The 16759-nt window shown below is 55.2% G+C and carries 13 protein-coding genes; 10 read left to right on the top strand and 3 right to left on the bottom strand.

The features are described from left to right. The gene (locus tag KIH26_RS04920) at positions 1–2448 is read left to right on the top strand and encodes a DUF1631 family protein (RefSeq protein WP_213443022.1); all 2448 of its coding nucleotides are present in this window, start codon (positions 1–3) and stop codon (positions 2446–2448) included. Here KIH26_RS04920 and KIH26_RS04925 read toward each other — a convergent pair. After that, positions 2445–3128 (bottom strand): RluA family pseudouridine synthase, encoded by a 684-nt coding sequence (locus KIH26_RS04925; RefSeq protein WP_249660958.1) that lies wholly within the window; start codon positions 3126–3128, stop codon positions 2445–2447. The two genes, KIH26_RS04920 and KIH26_RS04925, sit on opposite strands and share 4 nt — an antisense overlap. Next, positions 3125–6607: a transcription-repair coupling factor gene (gene mfd / locus KIH26_RS04930; protein ID WP_213443024.1), complete on the bottom strand. Its 3483-nt coding sequence runs from the start codon at positions 6605–6607 to the stop codon at positions 3125–3127. Before mfd ends, KIH26_RS04925 begins: the two co-directional genes overlap by 4 nt. An 88-nt stretch (positions 6608–6695) precedes the next feature. Here mfd and ispD point away from each other — a divergent pair, with 88 nt between their 5' ends. The 5 genes from ispD to KIH26_RS04955 all read left to right on the top strand — a co-directional run bounded on the left by ispD (position 6696) and on the right by KIH26_RS04955 (position 9351). Then, positions 6696–7400 carry a 2-C-methyl-D-erythritol 4-phosphate cytidylyltransferase gene (ispD, locus tag KIH26_RS04935; RefSeq protein ID WP_213443026.1) on the top strand — a complete coding sequence of 235 codons (705 nt, stop codon included), beginning with the start codon at positions 6696–6698 and terminating at the stop codon, positions 7398–7400. A gap of 65 nt (positions 7401–7465) precedes the next feature. Continuing rightward, positions 7466–7699, top strand: coding sequence for a DUF2789 family protein (locus KIH26_RS04940; RefSeq protein ID WP_213443028.1), 234 nt, complete (start codon positions 7466–7468; stop codon positions 7697–7699). Between the two features lie 30 nt (positions 7700–7729). Beyond that, entirely contained in the window at positions 7730–8233 is a 504-nt protein-coding gene (gene ispF / locus KIH26_RS04945; RefSeq protein WP_213443037.1) for a 2-C-methyl-D-erythritol 2,4-cyclodiphosphate synthase, read from the top strand. Between the two features lie 4 nt (positions 8234–8237). After that, on the top strand, positions 8238–8813 hold the full coding sequence (locus tag KIH26_RS04950; protein WP_213443039.1) for a YdeI/OmpD-associated family protein: 576 nt from the start codon (positions 8238–8240) through the stop codon (positions 8811–8813). Positions 8814–8940: 127 nt separating this feature from the next. Then, entirely contained in the window at positions 8941–9351 is a 411-nt protein-coding gene (locus KIH26_RS04955; RefSeq protein WP_249660959.1) for a signal peptide prediction, read from the top strand. A 66-nt stretch (positions 9352–9417) separates the two neighbouring features. Here KIH26_RS04955 and fabI read toward each other — a convergent pair whose 3' ends face one another. After that, positions 9418–10218, bottom strand: a complete 801-nt coding sequence (gene fabI / locus KIH26_RS04960) for an enoyl-ACP reductase FabI (RefSeq protein WP_213443043.1) — start codon at positions 10216–10218, stop codon at positions 9418–9420. A gap of 111 nt (positions 10219–10329) precedes the next feature. Between fabI and KIH26_RS04965 the strand changes: the two genes are divergently transcribed. Genes KIH26_RS04965 through KIH26_RS04980 form a run of 4 tightly spaced genes read left to right on the top strand, consistent with a single transcriptional unit; the run spans position 10330 to position 16272 of the window. Continuing rightward, positions 10330–13209 (top strand): type I restriction endonuclease subunit R, encoded by a 2880-nt coding sequence (locus KIH26_RS04965; protein ID WP_213443045.1) that lies wholly within the window; start codon positions 10330–10332, stop codon positions 13207–13209. 20 nt (positions 13210–13229) lie between these two features. After that, positions 13230–14429 (top strand): restriction endonuclease subunit S, encoded by a 1200-nt coding sequence (locus KIH26_RS04970; RefSeq protein WP_213443047.1) that lies wholly within the window; start codon positions 13230–13232, stop codon positions 14427–14429. A gap of 33 nt (positions 14430–14462) precedes the next feature. Further along, positions 14463–15614, top strand: a complete 1152-nt coding sequence (locus KIH26_RS04975; RefSeq protein WP_213443048.1) for a hypothetical protein — start codon at positions 14463–14465, stop codon at positions 15612–15614. Positions 15615–15618: 4 nt separating this feature from the next. Then, positions 15619–16272, top strand: a complete 654-nt coding sequence (locus KIH26_RS04980; RefSeq protein ID WP_213443051.1) for a Fic/DOC family protein — start codon at positions 15619–15621, stop codon at positions 16270–16272. Positions 16273–16759 lie beyond the last annotated feature (487 nt).

Below are 16759 nucleotides of genomic sequence, written 5' to 3' on the forward strand. Positions count from 1 at the left end.
ATGGCATCTTCTAAGCCCCGTCCGTTAGGTGTGATTGACGAGCCATTTGGCGCGCGCGTCACGCTACGCCAGACCTTAGACGTGGTGATGGATCAGGCGCCTAATTTGATTGATAAAGTGATCGAATCCCTGGGCGGCAGAGATGACAAGCCCGCCAAGGGCATTGGCATGGTCAAGCCCAATTTCCCGCCTGTCGTACAAGCCGTGGTTCAGTTGCTGATCTCTAATAAACAGAAAGCTATCGAAGTATTTGTAGAGAGATTGCGCTACTACGTATTTCTCGGCGTAGGCACATCAACCCAAGCGCCGCAAATGATGCGCTTTGAAGACCTCAAGCTCTTCGAAGAAGAAGATCTGGATGAAAGTATCGAAGTTGCCGGTGCATTGCAGGAAATCACGCTGCTGACAGACGAGATCATGCCCACGATGGATGCGCTCATCAGCTCCCTGCTGGGCTGGATCACGGTGCAGCCACAAATCAATCCGCTTCGCCCAGAAATGTTTGCGCGCGCGCTGCGCGATTGCATCACTAGCCAAGTGACTGATGTGGAGATTCGCGGTGCCATCATCGGCCATGCAGCTGCACGCCTGGGTGTGTTGCAGCGCAAACTGTATGCTGAGCTATGCCAATGGCTCAAATCCTACGGTGTGGAAGAGGCGCCAAGCGCACAGCCTGCCAATTTGCCCAGCGTGGCAAAGGCCAATCCTTCCTCGGTCAGCAATTCGGTGGCGCGCACCTTGCTCACTTTGGATAAATTGCGTCGCCTGCTCTCTGGCGAACTCGACAACGACTCTCATCGCAGACAAGATTTCCTTCATACCGTGCCTGCTTCCGTTGTGGCATTGCAAGACATGCGCCAAGTCGAAGCCATGGTGCAACGGCTAGAGAAAAAAGCCAAAGACACCAAAGACAATCCCCAAGAAGATGCCAGGCGCAAAGCAGCGCAAGCACGCATGGCGCTCAAAGATGGCCGTGAGCTGGGCAAGCAGCTGGGCGAAGAAGTCGTACGCCTCATGCTGGACAACCTGATCCAAGATGAGCGCTTGCTACCGCGCGTGCGTGCGCAATTGCAAACGCTTGAGAACACCTTGATGAAGATCGCGCAGGATGACGGCCGCTTCTTCAGTGACAAACAGCATGCCGCACGTCAATTTTTGGATGCGGTGACCAATCGCAGTCTGGGCTTCTCTCACGAACGTGAGGAGGGCTATGAGCCTTTCTTGCAATCCGTCGAGCAGAGCATTGCTCTGCTGCACAAGAAAACAGATGCTGGTGAGACGATACAACTGGCTTTTGGCGATGTGATGGATCGCTTGTCCGCTCTTTGGGCGAAATTGGATGCGCAAGAAAATGTGCGGCGCGAAGAAGCGGCTCGTGCGCTCTTGCACGCGGAGCAACGTAACACCATTGCACAGTATGTAGCGCAAGAGTTTCGCCAGCAGGCCGAAGGCGTCGATATGCCGCAGATGGTCTTGGATTTTGTCTGTGGCCCTTGGGCACACGCTGTGGCCGAGAGCCAGCTGCGCTGCACCGATGGACGCACAGATCCGCAAGGCTACCAAGGATTGGTGGCAGAGCTGTTCTGGAGCGTTCAACCCTCCAAGGCGAAGCGCAACCGCAAGCGCTTGGTGCAGCTGATCCCTGGAATGCTGGCTAAACTGCGACAGGGCTTAGCCATCATTGAGTTTCCGCCCGAGCGCATCACAGATTTCTTTGCAGAGCTGATCGAGCTGCATGAAGTGGCGCTGGAAGGTGGTCGGCAGCAAGCTGCTGATGCAGCCAAAGCGGCCGAACAAGCCAAAGATGCGCAAGGCTTGCAGGTCGAAGACGCGACTGCTTCGCAGTTGGATGAAGCACAAGCTGCCGCTGATCGCGCTGAATTGGAGGCGTTGTATGCCGCTAGCGCGCGCGCGCCTTTGACACCGCTCGATGCTGAGCAAACGCCCCAACCCGTGGAGCCCGAGCCCGAGCCCGAGCCCGAGCCTGAATCTGATAGCTTGTTTGATGATTTTCCATCCTCGTATCAAAATCCTAAAGATGCGCATGATGGCGTGTGGCTGGCGCAGAGTGAAGTATCGGGTGCAGGTTTTGTCAATCAGCAGGCGGTGATGCCGCTGGATGTGAGCACAGCAGTACCTGCCGCAGATTTGATTGCACTCACGCCAGAAGCCACGGTCACGATTCCAATTGGTTCATGGGTTGAGCTCATGCTCGATGGCGCATGGGTGCGCGCGCAACTGACTTGGGCTTCTCCCATGCGTACGCTGTTCATGTTTGTCTCACGTGGTGGCAAAGCCCATTCCATGAGCAAGCGCACGATGGACAAGCTCTGCTCACAAGGCCTGATTCGTTTGGTATCAGACGGAAGAATGGTAGACAAAGCGCTGGATGCTGTGGCACAAACCGCATTGCGCAACAGCGTGGGCGAAACGCGTTCAGGGTCTTAAAACGCAGCGGGGCAATCGAGCTCCATCAAGCGTGCATCAGCTGCAGGATGCAAAAATTTCAAGCCACTGGCATGCAGCATCAACCGATGAGTTTCATCCTGAGGTAAGCCATAGAGCTTGTCGCCCACAATCGGATGTCCGATGTGCTGCATATGCACCCTGAGCTGATGCGTACGGCCTGTTTCTGGCTCTAGCCGGCATAAAGCTTGCGCAGAGTGCTCATTTTTTGATAGTAAGTAGAATGGTGTGCGGGCTGCTTGTCCCGCATGGATATCAATCTTGCGCAAAGGTCGATGGGGCCAATCTGCAGCAATCGGTGCATCGATCACACCGCTTTGCGGCAGGTCTGTGCCGTGCACCCAAGCGTGATACGTCTTGTGTATTTTTCGGGTTTCGAATGCCGCGCTCAAAGCTTTTTGTACAGCAGGCGATAAAGCAAACAGCAGTAAACCGCTGGTCGCCTCATCCAGCCGATGCACGAGCAATGCGGATGGATAGCGAGCTAACACGCGATGCAAGGCGCAGTCTTGCAGTAGCGCACCACGCCCCGGCACAGACAGCAGTCCTGCGGGTTTGTCGATAGCGATCAAATCCGCATCTTCGTAGATGATCTGCAAACCCGTATCGGGCGGCGGCGCGTAGGGCTGCTGCCTTTTCAAGCCAGAGGGCGCATCACTCAAGCGACAACTTCCTTGGCGGGTGATCCCAAACTGCGCAGCACATCTCGCACCATTTGCGCGCGGTCTTTCGGTTCGGCCAGCTCGCGCTCGATGCGCAGCTTTTCGTTGCCAGCGAGTTTGATGTGTCGGTTTTTCTGGATCAGGCGCACGATACTCATGGGGTCAATCGGGGCATTTTTCTTGAAAGTAATGGTGATCACTGCTGGCGCAGCTTCTACTTTTTGCACACCGAAGGGCTGAGAGAGCACGCGCAGGCGGTGCACATCGATCAGTGTGGCGGTAGGCTGCGGCAATTTGCCAAAGCGATCCACCAGCTCTTCTACGAGGGAGTCGATCTGCTCATTGGTTTTCGCTGTGGCGAGCTTTTTGTAAAACGAGAGACGAAGATGCACATCACCACAATAGTCGTTGGGCATGAGCGCAGGTGAATGCAAGTTAATCTCCGTTGCTGCAGCCAGTGGCGAGAGCAAATCAGGCTCTTTGCCTTCCTTCAAGCTGCGCACAGCTTCGGCCAACATTTCGTTGTAGAGCTGGAAGCCCACTTCGAGCATGTTGCCGCTTTGGTTGTCGCCGAGCACTTCGCCTGCGCCGCGAATCTCCAAATCATGCATGGCCAGATAAAAGCCTGAGCCGAGTTCTTCCATTTGCTGAATCGCTTCCAAGCGCTGCGTGGCTTGCTTGGTCAGGCTCTCGGTGTCGGGCACCATGAGATAGGCATAGGCTTGATGATGGCTGCGGCCGACACGGCCTCGCAGCTGGTGCAATTGAGCAAGGCCAAACTTATCAGCGCGAGAAATCACAATCGTGTTGGCGCTGGGCACGTCAATGCCCGTCTCGATGATGGTGGAGCAGAGCAAGATATTAAAGCGCTGCGCTACGAAATCTCGCATCACGCGCTCAAGCTGGCGCTCGGGCATTTGGCCGTGCGCCACGGCGATGCGTGCTTCGGGCAGGATGTCTTCGAGCTTTTGGCGGCGGTTTTCAATCGTCTCCACTTCGTTGTGCAAGAAGTAAACCTGCCCGCCACGCTTCAATTCGCGCAGCACGGCCTCGCGAATCACGCCCGTGCCTTCGTTGCGCACAAAGGTGCGGATGGCCAAGCGGCGCTGCGGTGCTGTTGCGATCACGCTTAGATCGCGGATACCTTCCAGCGCCATGCCCATGGTGCGAGGGATGGGGGTTGCAGTCAGCGTGAGCACATCGACCTCGGCGCGGAAGGCTTTCATGGCTTCTTTGTGGCGCACGCCAAAGCGGTGTTCTTCGTCGATGATGAGTAGCCCGAGATTCTTGAACTGGGTTTTTTCAGAAAGCAGCTTGTGTGTGCCCACGATGATGTCTACGCTGCCATCCGCGATACCTTTTTGCGCAGCGGTGATTTCTTTGGCAGAGCGAAATCGGCTCATCTCCATCACCTTCACCGGCCATTTGGAGAAGCGATCAGTGAGCGTGTGGAAATGCTGCTCAGCCAAGAGCGTCGTCGGCGCTAGCAGGGCGACTTGCTTGCCGCCCGTAATGCAGACGAAGGCTGCACGCAAAGCCACTTCGGTTTTACCAAAGCCCACATCGCCGCAGACCAAGCGATCCATCGGGCGAGGCGAGATCATGTCTTGGATCACGGCATGAATGGCCGCGCGCTGATCGGGCGTTTCTTCAAAGCCGAAATCTTTGGCAAAGCGCTCGTAGTCATCCGGTGAATATTTGAACGCATGACCTTGACGTGTGGCGCGGCGGGCGTAGATGTTGAGCAGCTCAGCGGCCGTGTCGCGCACTTGCTCAGCGGCTTTTCGGCGTGCTTTTTCCCATTGGCCAGAGCCGAGCTTGTGCAGCGGGGCTTCATCGGCTGATACGCCTGTGTATCGACCAATCAAGTGAAGTTGGCTCACGGGCACGTAAAGCGTTGCATCGTCCGCATAGAGCAGATGCAAAAACTCTTGCACGGCTGTGCTGCCATCAGGATTTTTCTGCCCCACATCGAGATTGACCAAGCCTTTGTAGCGCCCAATGCCGTGCTGTGTGTGCACAACGGGATCGCCGACTTTGAGCTCAGAGAGGTCCTTGATCAGCGCTTCCACATCGCTGGCTTGCTCTTGCTTTTTTCTTCGGCGCACTGTGCCAGCGGCAGCAAAGAGCTCGGTCTCGGTGATGAAATCAATCGCGCCTTCATTCCAAGCAAAGCCAGAGGCAAGTGGTGCAACGGCCATGCCCGCTTTTTCGTCACTGGCTTGGAACTCTTCCAAGCTATCAAACACCGGCAGCACGATATGGCTGGCGCGAAGGAAATCCATCAAGCTTTCGCGCCGGCCCTCGCTCTCCGCTGCGATCAAGACGCGATGCTTGGTGGTTTGAATATGCGCTTTGAGCTGGATCAGGGGCTCTTCTGTGTCGCGCTGCGAGGCGAGGTATGGCAAGCTAGATGCTATAAATTCAGTAGCATCTTGCGCAGTATCCTTGAGGGCTAACTGCTCAAAAGCATTGCAAAATCCATAAAACTGCTCGCTAGAGAGAAAGAGCGAGCTGGGCGGCAGAGCAGGGCGCTCAGGATCACCTTGGCTCATGGTGTAGCGCTCTTTAGCGTCTTGCCAGAAGCGATCAAAGCTTTGCTGCACATCGCCATGCAGCACCAGTGTCGCGTCTTTCATGTAATCAAAGATCGTGGCCAGCTCGTCGAAGAAGAGCGGCAGGTAATACTCAATGCCAGCCGTGGCCATGCCGGCGGCCATGTCTTTGTAAATCCGACTCTTTGTTGGGTCGCCCTCAAGCAACTCGCGCCATTGCGTGCGAAATTGCTTGCGCGCATCGTCATGCAGCGGAAATTCTCTGCCTGGCAGTAGGCGCACTTCGGGCACAGGATAGAGGCTGCGTTGTGAATCTGGATCGAAGGTGCGGATGGAATCAATCTCGTCGTCAATCAGATCCACGCGATAAGGCACTTGGCTGCCCATGGGGAAGAGATCAATCAAGCCACCGCGCACAGCATATTCACCGGGGCTGACCACCTGGCTCACATGGTTGTAGCCAGCGAGCGTGAGCTGAGCTTTGAATTTGGCTTCGTCGAGCTTTTGCTTGGTTTTGAATTGGAAGGTGGTGGCCGCTAAAAAGCTCGGTGGGGCGATGCGGTAGAGCGCAGTAGTGGCGGGGATGAAGAGCACGTCCACTGCTTCAGGGTGGCTGCGATCTTTGCTTTGCAGAATGCGCCAAAGCGTGGCCAAGCGCTCGGAGATCAAGTCTTGGTGGGGGGAAAATGTGTCGTACGGCAGCGTCTCCCAATCTGGAAACATCACGCCGCGCAAGCTGGGCTGAAAGAAAGCGATCTCATCGGCTAAGCGCTGCGCATCCGCTGCATCCGCGCACACGATGGCCGTGATGTGGCCACGCAGCTTTTGCTCATGCGCGAATTGGGAGAGCATCAGCGCATCGCTGCTAGAGACAGGGCGCGGCATCGTGTATCGCTTGCCGGCGGTGAGTTTGGGGAAATCCATTGTTTTCGTTCGCAAAAAAGCCAAATACCCCGCTTTTTTCAAAGCGGGGTTGCAATACGTTGATTTTATCGGCTCATACAATCGGAAGATGTCTGCTCCATCAATGCCCCGAATTTTTGCGCTGATTCCCTGCGGTGGCGTGGGCTCGCGCTCGGGTGAGGGTTTGCCAAAGCAGTATCGGGAGATCGCGGGCAGGCCGATGGTGGCGCACACCTTGGCAGCGTTTGCCGCCGTGCCTCGCTTAACGGCTATTGTGGTGGTGATTTCGCCAGAGGATGCTTTGTTTGAAGCTCAAGTGAAACTGCCAGATGCTACTTTTTTCATAGCTGCTCGCGCAGGAAGTACGCGGGCAATCACTGTTTTTCAGGGCTTAAATGCCTTGCTGGCGCACGGCGCCTTGCCATCCGATTGGGCGTTGGTGCATGATGCGGCGCGCTGCTTGATCACGCCGCAGCAAATCCATGCGGTGATCGATGCTTGCTCGAACGATAGGGTCGGCGGCCTGATGGCTTTGAAGCTGCCTGACACGTTGAAGCAAGAAAGCGCAGGGCGGGTGAGTGCCACGGTGGATCGATCAGACAAATGGCTCGCACAAACGCCGCAGATGTTTCGCATTGGCCAGCTTATGCAAGCGCTGGAAGCAGCGGGCGATACAGTGACGGATGAAGCCAGCGCTTTGGAGGCGATGGGCTTAGCGCCAAAACTGGTGCCCGGCAGTGCGCAAAATTTCAAAGTCACTTATCCGGAAGACTTTGCTTTGGCTGAAGCCGTGTTGCTCTCGCGAAGGGCTTAGCCTTTTCCTGTGCGCAAGATCTCTCTGCGATGCACAATAGCTCAAGACGATACAAGGAGCCCGAAATGACTGCCAAAACCATGAGCGAATTGTTCAAGCAGCTGGGGCTGCCTTACGATCAAACCTCGATAGATCTGTTTATCAGCCAACACGATGGCGTGTGCCGCGATTGCGGTTTGGTGCAAGCGCCGATTTGGAGCGATAGCCAGCGCAGTTTTCTGCAAGAAGCGGTGGCGCAAGACTCTGAATGGTCGATGACCGCAGAGATGCTGATGGCTGCGCTCAGCCGACCGGCTTAAGCCCTCATTCTTGGCCTTCATAATAGCGGGATGACTTCATCCGCTGCATCACCTTCTCCACGCATTCGTATTGGCGAGGGCTGGGACACGCATCAACTCGTGCCCGGCCGCAAGCTCATCATCGGCGGCGTGGAGATTCCGTTTGACAAAGGTTTGCTCGGCCATTCCGATGCTGATTTGCTTTGCCATGCCATCACTGATGCGCTGCTGGGCGCGGCTGCTTTGGGCGATATTGGAAAGCATTTTCCAGATACGGATGTGGCGTTTAAAGGCGCAGACTCGATCGCGCTGCTGGCCGAGGCAATGCGCCGCGTTCGCGAGGCGGGCTACGAGCTGGGTAACTTGGATAGTACGGTGATTGCCCAAGCGCCGAAGCTAGCGCCTCACCTGCCTGCGATGAAAAGCCGTATTGCCAAGGCGCTTGCCGTGAGTGAGAGCCAAATCAATATCAAAGCCAAAACCTTCGAACACTTGGGGCCTGTGGGCCAAGGCCAGAGCATGGAGGCGAGGGCAGTGGTGTTGCTGACGGGTTGATGGCATGGAAGACAGCGTTCAACCGGCAACTCGCGCAGCTTGGCGTGCGTGGCTCGCGAAGCACCATGAGCGCACTGAAGGCGTTTGGCTGATCACTTACAAAAAGGCCGCAGGTAAGCCACGCATTGAATACCATGAGGCGGTGGAGGAGGCGCTGTGCTTTGGTTGGGTGGATAGCAAGCCGGGCAAGGTCGATGAGGAGCGCACCAAGCTATGGTTTGCGCCGCGCAAAGCTCGCTCGGGCTGGTCTCGGCCGAATAAGGAGCGTGTGGCGCGCTTGATCGCGGCTGATCTCATGCAGCCAGCAGGTTTGGCGAGAATTGAAGCTGCCAAGCAAGATGGCTCATGGGCCTCGCTGGATGCGGTCGAAGATTTGGTGGTGGATGCTGATCTTGCGGCTGCTTTGGCGTCGTACAAAAACGCAGCGCAAAATTTTGAGGCTTTCCCGCGCTCTGCCAAGCGCGGCATTCTGGAATGGATTGCGCAAGCCAAACGTGCTCAGACGCGCGCTGCCCGCATCGCCGAGACAGCGCGCTTGGCGCAAGACAATTTGCGTGCCAATCAATGGAAGCCTAAATGATGATGCGAACTTGGGAGCTATTATTTTGATAACACCTTGCGCAGATTCTATGCCGTCAATAGGCCAAAAAGCATCATAAAGTCGTCTCAAACAATCACTCATGCGTTGTGAAAGGATATTGAGCCACTTGCGTCTAATCTTTCCTGCCAGCCGTCTGCTTTGGGCTGCGCCATGCTCTGCGCTGGGGCTGATGCTGTGCTCGGCAGCGCTGCTCTCAGGCGGGCAGCTGCGTTGGCGCGCTGGCGCGCTGGAATGCTGCCTCAAATCGGATAGCGATTTGATGCGTTGGCTGGATCGCCATCAGCCTTTCGCCGCCATCACTTTGGGGCACGTGATCTTCGCGCTGCGCGCAGAAGATTTGCAGCGCTGGCATGCGCACGAGCGTGTGCACGTGAAGCAGTTTGAACGCTGGGGCGCGCTGCTGCTGCTGGCCTATCCCCTAGCCAGCCTGTGGGCTTGGCTCAAAGGTGAGGATGCTTATCTTGCCAATTGTTTCGAGCAAGAGGCCTACCGGTTAGAGACAACAGCCAATAGTTAATTGCTATATTATTGATAGCACTTCGCGCAGTCTGTATGCCGGCGATCGGCCTAAAACGCTTAAAAACTACTCGCTAGCAGGCTCTGCAATTCCACCCACCACATTGCTGAAGCCGCCATCGACATAGGTGATCTCAGCGCTCACGCCTGCCGCTAAATCGCTCAGCAAGAAGGCGGCCACATTGCCCACATCGTCAATCGTCACATTGCGGCGAATCGGTGAATTTTCTGCCACCACTGAGAGGATTTTTCCAAAGCCCTTGATGCCGCTGGCCGCCAAAGTTTTGATCGGGCCCGCGCTGATACCGTTGGCTCGCATGCCGCGATTTTGTGCGCCGAGAGATTCAGCCAGATAGCGCACGCTCGCCTCTAGCGAAGCCTTGGCCAAGCCCATGGTGTTGTAGTTCGGCACCACGCGCTCCGCGCCCAAATACGTGAGCGTGAGCACAGAAGATTTGTCATTCAGCATCGGCAAGCAAGCCTTGGCCATCGCAGGGAAACTGTAGGCCGAAATATCATGCGCAATTTTGAAAGCCTCGCGCGTGAGGCCATCCAGAAAATCGCCCGCAATCGCCTCGCGTGGCGCAAAGCCAATCGCATGCACAAAGCCATCAAACTTCGGCCAAGTGGCAGACAGATCCGCAAACATCTTCGCAATCTGCTCATCCGAGCCCACATCACAATCAAAAATCAGCTTCGAATCAAAATCTGCCGCAAATTCCGTGATGCGATCCTTGAAGCGCTCTCCTACATAAGAGAAGGCGAGCTCTGCACCTTCACGGTGGCAGGCCTTGGCAATACCGTAAGCGATAGAGCGGTTTGACAAGACGCCAGTAATAAGCAGTTTTTTGCCGGTTAGAAAGCCCATGGTGTACCTTTGTAGTTAGCGATCAGTTGCAGGATGGTCAGAATTGTCGCATGCACAAAAGCTGTCCGATTTGTGAGACTTTGTGCATAGAATGCGTCAAGGAGGCCAGATTTGACGCCAGAAGCCCGCGCTCGACAAAGCATTGACGCGCTGCTCGTTGCAGCGGGTTGGGCCGTGCAGGATTTAAAGCAAGCCAATATCCATGCAGCGCTCGGCGTGGCCATTCGCGAATTTCAGCTGGAAGCCGGCCACGGCTTTGCGGATTACCTGTTGTATATCGATGGCAAAGCCTGCGGCGTCATCGAAGCCAAGAAAGAGGGCGCCACGCTCAGCGGCGTGGAGCTGCAAAGCAGCCGCTATGCCCAAGGTCTGCCCGCCAGCTTGCCCGCATGGAGCCGGCCGCTGCCCTTCGTGTGGGAATCCACGGGCGTGGAAACGCATTTCACCAACGGGCTTGACCCCTCTCCGCGAGCCAGAAGCGTGTTTGCCTTCTTCCGCCCTGAGCTGCTGCGCCAATGGCTCAAGCTCCTGCCGCAAACCACCGTGCTCAGCACGGGCAGCGGCCCGGCAGCTTTGGCTGCCAACGAAGCGCCCGCCACCTTTTTGTATCGCTTGCAATCTATGCCCAAGCTCGTCACCGAATGGGGCGCGGGCGGCGCGAGCTTCAAGCTTTGGCCTGCGCAGATCACCGCCATTGAAAACCTAGAAAAGAGCCTAGCCGCCAACAAACCCAAAGCCCTGATCCAAATGGCCACCGGCAGCGGCAAAACCTTTACCAGCATCGGCTTCATCTACCGCCTCATCAAATTCGGCGGTGCGCGCCGCGTGCTCTTCTTGGTAGATAGGGGCAACCTCGCCCGCCAAACCAAAAAAGAGTTTGATGCCTACGCCTCACCCTACAACAACTACAAATTCGGCGAGGAATACATCGTTCAGCATCTGCAAAGCAACCAGCTTGATCCGTCCGCCCGCGTGGTGATTTGCACGATTCAGCGCATGTTCAGCATGCTCAAAGGCCGCGAGCTGCCCGAAGAAGCCGACGAAGAATCCACCGAAAAAATAGAAACCCTCTTCAAAGACCCCGAGCCCATTGGCTATAACCCAGCCATCCCCATTGAGAGCTTCGATATCGTCGTCACCGACGAAGCGCACCGCAGTATTTACAACCTCTGGCGTCAGGTGCTCGAATACTTTGATGCTTACTTGATTGGCCTGACCGCCACCCCAAATAAGCAAACCTTCGGCTTCTTCAACCAAAACCTCGTCATGGAATACGGCCATGCCCAAGCCGTGGCCGATGGCGTGAACGTGAATTACGACGTTTATCGCATCAAAACCGAGGTGGGCGAGCAGGGCGCAAAGGTAGAAAAGGGCTTTTGGCTCGAAACCCAAGACAAAGCCACTCGCCGCCGCGCCGCTTGGCAGCTCGATGATGATTTTGAATACCAACCCGATGAGCTAGACCGCGCCGTGCAAACGCCTGATCAGATCCGCACCGTGGTGCGCACCCTGCGCGACAACTGGCAGCCTGCGATGTTTCCCCAGCGGCAAGAGCTGCCCAAAACCCTGATCTTTGCCAAAGACGACAACCACGCCGAAAAAATCGTTGAAATCCTGCGCGAAGAGTTTGGCCGAGGCAACGAGTTTGCTCAGAAGATCACCTACCGCAGCGCCCAAGGCGGCGGCACCAGCCCCGAGCAGCTCATCAAAGACTTCCGCACTGGCTACTACCCCCGCGTGGCCGTCACGGTAGACATGATCGCCACGGGCACGGATATCAAGCCGGTGGAAATCGTCGTTTTCATGCGCAGCGTCAAAAGCCGCAGCTTCTTCGAGCAGATGAAAGGCCGAGGCGTGCGCGTGTGTAAAGACGATGATTTGCGCAGCGTCAACCCCGGCGAGGGCGTGAAGAAAGACCATTTCGTCATCGTCGATTGCGTGGGCGTCTGCGAGCGCGACAAAACCGACAGCCGCCCCATGGACAGCAAAAAGAGCGTGCCGCTCGATAAGCTCTTGCAAGCCGTGAGCTTAGGAAACGTAGAAGACGAAGTGCTAAGCAGCATCGCCGCCCGCCTAGCCCGGCTGGATAAAGACGCGAGCGAATCTGACCGCGAGAAGGTGAAAGAGCTCTCCGGCGGCAAAACCCTGCGCGATTTGGCCAGCGGCCTCGTGCAAGCCTTGAATTTTGCGAATGATAACGATAACTCCGTTCCCCCTGAGCTTGTCGAAGGGCGTTTACGTGAAGCAACCAAGCCCTTCGCCTCACCAAATCTGCGCGAAGTGCTATTAAAAATGAAGCAAAAGGCAGATTTGGTGATCGACGTGGTCACGCAAGACAAGCTCACCCACGCGGCTTTTAGCGAAGGCAGCGACCGCGCCACAGCTTTGGTGCAAAGCTTTGAAGCCTTCATTGCGCAGCACAAAGACGAAATCACCGCGCTGCAAATTCTCTACAGCCGCCGGTATTCGGTGGAAAGGCAGCGAGCCCCGCTCATGTTTGAGCAGTTGAAAGAGTTGGCCGAAGCCCTGCACGCCCCGCCATTCAATATTCAAGAAGGTGCGCTCTGGCAAGCCTACGCCACCCTGCGCAAAGACGCCGTGAAAGGCGCAAGCCAGCGCCGCCTGCTCACCGATCTGGTCAGCCTCGTGCGCTTTGCCATGCAGCAGACCAATGAGCTCGTGCCCTACCCCGAGCGCGTGCAGGCCAACTTCAAAGCCTGGCTGGCCCAGCACCAAACCGTTCGCCCTGAGCCTGTCGAAGGGCAGCCCAAATCCGTTCGGGCTGAGCCTGTCGAAGCCCCCTTTAACCAAGAACAAATCCACTGGCTAGAAATGATCCGCGACCACATCGCCGCCAACCTGCGGCTAGAGATAGACGATTTTGAATACGCCCCCTTCAACGCCCAAGGCGGCCTAGGCAAGGTGCACCAGCTCTTCGGCGTGGAACTGCCCAAGGTGATTGAGGAACTGAATCGGGAGTTGGCGGCGTGAGTCAGGTAAAGGTAACGAGCGTGGCAACTGAAGCCTGGACTGCGCGCACCATAGGAGATACCGGTAAATACATCAACGGCTTGGCATTCAAGCCCACGGACTGGGGCGATGACGGAATGCCCATTATCCGAATCCAGAACCTCACCAATCCGACAAAGCCACTAAACAAAACCACACGCGCGGTAGATTCAGCCTACGTTGTGAACCCTGGTGACATATTGGTAAGTTGGTCTGCGACTCTTGACGCATTCATCTGGGATCGCGAGCCTGCATTGTTGAATCAGCACATCTTCAAAGTGGTGCCAGACACGTCTGTTGTCACGAAGAAGTTTCTCTTCTACACGTTGAAGAAGGCTATCGCGGAAATGATCAAGTCGGAGCACTTGCATGGCTCCACGATGAAGCACATTAATCGCGGCCCTTTTCTGGCGCACAAAATTGAAGTTCCCACGCTTAAAGAGCAATACGAAATCGTTGCCGAACTCGAAAAGCAGTTCTCCCGCTTGGGCGATGCCGTCGCCAACCTCCAGCGCGTCAAAGCCAACCTCAAACGCTACAAAGCCTCCATCCTCAAAGCTGCCGTCGAAGGCCGCCTCGTAGAAACCGAAGGTGGGTGGAGGCAGTCAACTCTTGGCGAAGAGGGCGCGATCATTGGCGGCCTCACAAAGAACCAAAAGCGTAATGATCTTCCTTTGAAGTTGCCTTATTTGCGTGTGGCTAATGTGTACGCCAACGAATTGAGGCTTGATGAAATCGTGTACATCGGCGTTTCTGAACGAGAGTTGGAAAAGCTGTTGGTTCGCAAAGGCGATTTGCTGATCGTCGAAGGCAACGGGAGCCCGGACCAAATTGGGCGCGTGGCACTGTGGAATGACGCAATTCCAAACTGCGTTCACCAAAATCACTTGATCAAAGCCCGTTTTGGGGAAGCTGTATTGCCGGAATGGGCATTGGTTTGGATGTTGTCTCCTGTTGGCAGGAATGAGATAGAGCAGGTCTCGGCATCTACTTCCGGGTTGCACACATTGAGCGTCGGAAAAGTTTCACGACTTCCGATAAGTGTTCCGTCGAAGACAGAGCAAGCCCGAATCGTCGCCGAAGTCGATCGCCACCTGTCCATCATCCGTGAAGTCGAAGCCGAGGTTGACGCCAACCTCCAGCGCGCGCAGGCGTTGCGGCAATCGATGTTAGCAAAGGCCTTTGGCAGCCAGTTGGTGTGAAAGTCCAACTCAACAATAGGAGGTTAAATAGAAATGAGCGATTCAGAAAAGAAGCCCGACCAAGCTAACAACCGGTGGTGGGAATCCTATTTGGTGCGTTATTTTCTAGGTTTTATCGTTGGCGCACTTTGCGTTGTGGTGCTCGCATGGCATTTTGGCTTGGCCAAGAGTTGGATTGAATTAACGAAGGCTGCTTCAACAGGTGATAAAGAATCACTCAAATTAGACTGGACTGCTGCGTCATTTGTCGTGGCGCTGCTTGGGTTAGGCTATTGTTACCTTGCAAGCACTCCGATTACAGTGCTGCATGCGGGCAGATACCGACGCGATGGGATTGGTTCTTTCTCGCGTTACTTTTGGTTAGGATGGATCGTTACTCTCGTTTTCAGCATCTGCTTTGCTGGTGTGTTTTCCGCGTTCGACTTGCAATCGGCGATTTTGTTTTTTCTCTTTGCTATTTGCGTTGCAGCCTCACTTGGCTTACATCTGAACCGTCATGATAAGGAGATTTTTCCGCCGAGCACGCTTGAGGATTCGGTTGATTCCCGTTATTTCTCTAAAAAGACCGAAAAAAACAAGCCCGATAAGGTGCGGCCACCGAGTCAGGTCTACCAGATTGCTCAAACAATTGTATTTGCGCTTGGTATCTGGTCATTGGTTTCGTTTTTTTATCAAATTCTTGGAGGGGCGAAATCGCCGCCGGTTTTTTTCCTATTGCTGTTTGGAGCTCCGATCCTATGGATAGGATTAATTCAGTATGTCGTGTTGGCGCAGCTTTGGTACGATGAGCCAAAAGTCAATCAGTTTTATGCATATCTATTTCATGCGCGTCGGCAAGAGGGCAATAGAGACGTGCGAGAAACTTACACGCATCTGAGGGAGCATTCCAATTCAATCTTTATTGTTTTGATTGAATTGTGCTGGCTCGCATTAATACTGGGCTTTTCGCTGTTGTATGAACCGCCTAAGATACCAACCCCTGGCGCACTTGATGCGCGAATCCTATACGTACTCTTTGCAATTGGAATTTGGGTTGTTCCCACTGTGTTTCTTTGGTCACGAGCAAACGCAATGGAAAGGTTTTTCTCGGAAAATCCGGTCGTATTTCTTGAAAAGCCAACAACATCGCCCGCCGTTGAGAGAGCAGACTCAAGCGATTTGAACGTGCAGACTGATCAGAAGTAGCCCGATGGCAGCCAATCGCTATCAAGCAACAGGGATTGAGGCCGAGTTCGAACTCGGCTCTCGCGGGCGCGTGCTGCGCAATCTGCTGGGCATCGTCCGTGTGCGCGACATGAATCTGGCGGAATCTCAGGCGCTGGAGATTGCTCAAGATTTGGCGCTGGATCGGTTTGATGCCGATCATCGCTTCACTGCGCAAGATGTTTGCGATTTGCATACGCTCTGGCTTGGCCCGATTTACCCGTGGGCGGGTGAATACCGATCGGTGGATATTGGCAAAGGGGGTTTCCAGTTTGCGCATGCTCGCCTCATTCCTGGATTGATGGCGCAGATTGAGCAAGGCGCGCTGCGAATTCACACGCCTTGCCGCGTGGGCGACGATTCTGCATTGGCGCTGGCTTTGGCGGAAGTTCATGCGGAGCTGATCTTGGTGCACCCGTTTCGCGAAGGCAACGGGCGTTTGGCGCGTTTGCTGGCGCTGCTGATGGCCTTGCAGGCAGGCCTGCCGCCGCTAGATTTCAGCCCGATGCTGGGGCGCGGGCGGCGAATTTACATCGGCGGCATCCATGCCGCGATGGGGCGAGACTATCTGCCTCTGGCCGCCGTGTTCGAGAAAATTATCGTGCGCTCGAAGCGGCGCGCTGCTGCCAATATGCGATAAAGCTTTTCTGGGTAGCAGGCGCTTGAGTGCCAGCTTGCGCCGTAAACGGGGCGCGAATGCCTTCCACTGCAGATGAGGTTTGGGCCGAAACCCTGAGTGCAGCTTTGCGCAAAGCCGTGGTGCGGCTTTGGAGGTATGGGTTGGAGTTTTTGAGGCTCATGGGTTGATGTTACTACGTCTGTGCGTGTTTGTGGGGCTCAACAGGCGCATGTACAGATTTTTCAGTACAGGAAGGAACCGCTATCTTTGTGATAGCACTCTGCGCAGTATTTATACCGGGAAGAGGCCAATTTGGCTTAAATTCTGAGGGTGTAGCCATGCTTGACATTCGCTGTTCGTGAATAGCGAATGGGCATATGCAATACGCATATTGCATAGGATGGCAGACGCATAATTTATGCGGAAAGCAGGCGGCCTGTTCATTTTTGCAGCATGTTCAGAAATTTTGAACAAACCATTGCGTTGGACAGGTTTTGTCCACTATTGT

This window comes from Variovorax sp. PCZ-1, from assembly GCF_018413605.1.
Classification (GTDB): Bacteria; Pseudomonadota; Gammaproteobacteria; order Burkholderiales; family Burkholderiaceae_C; genus JANMDU01.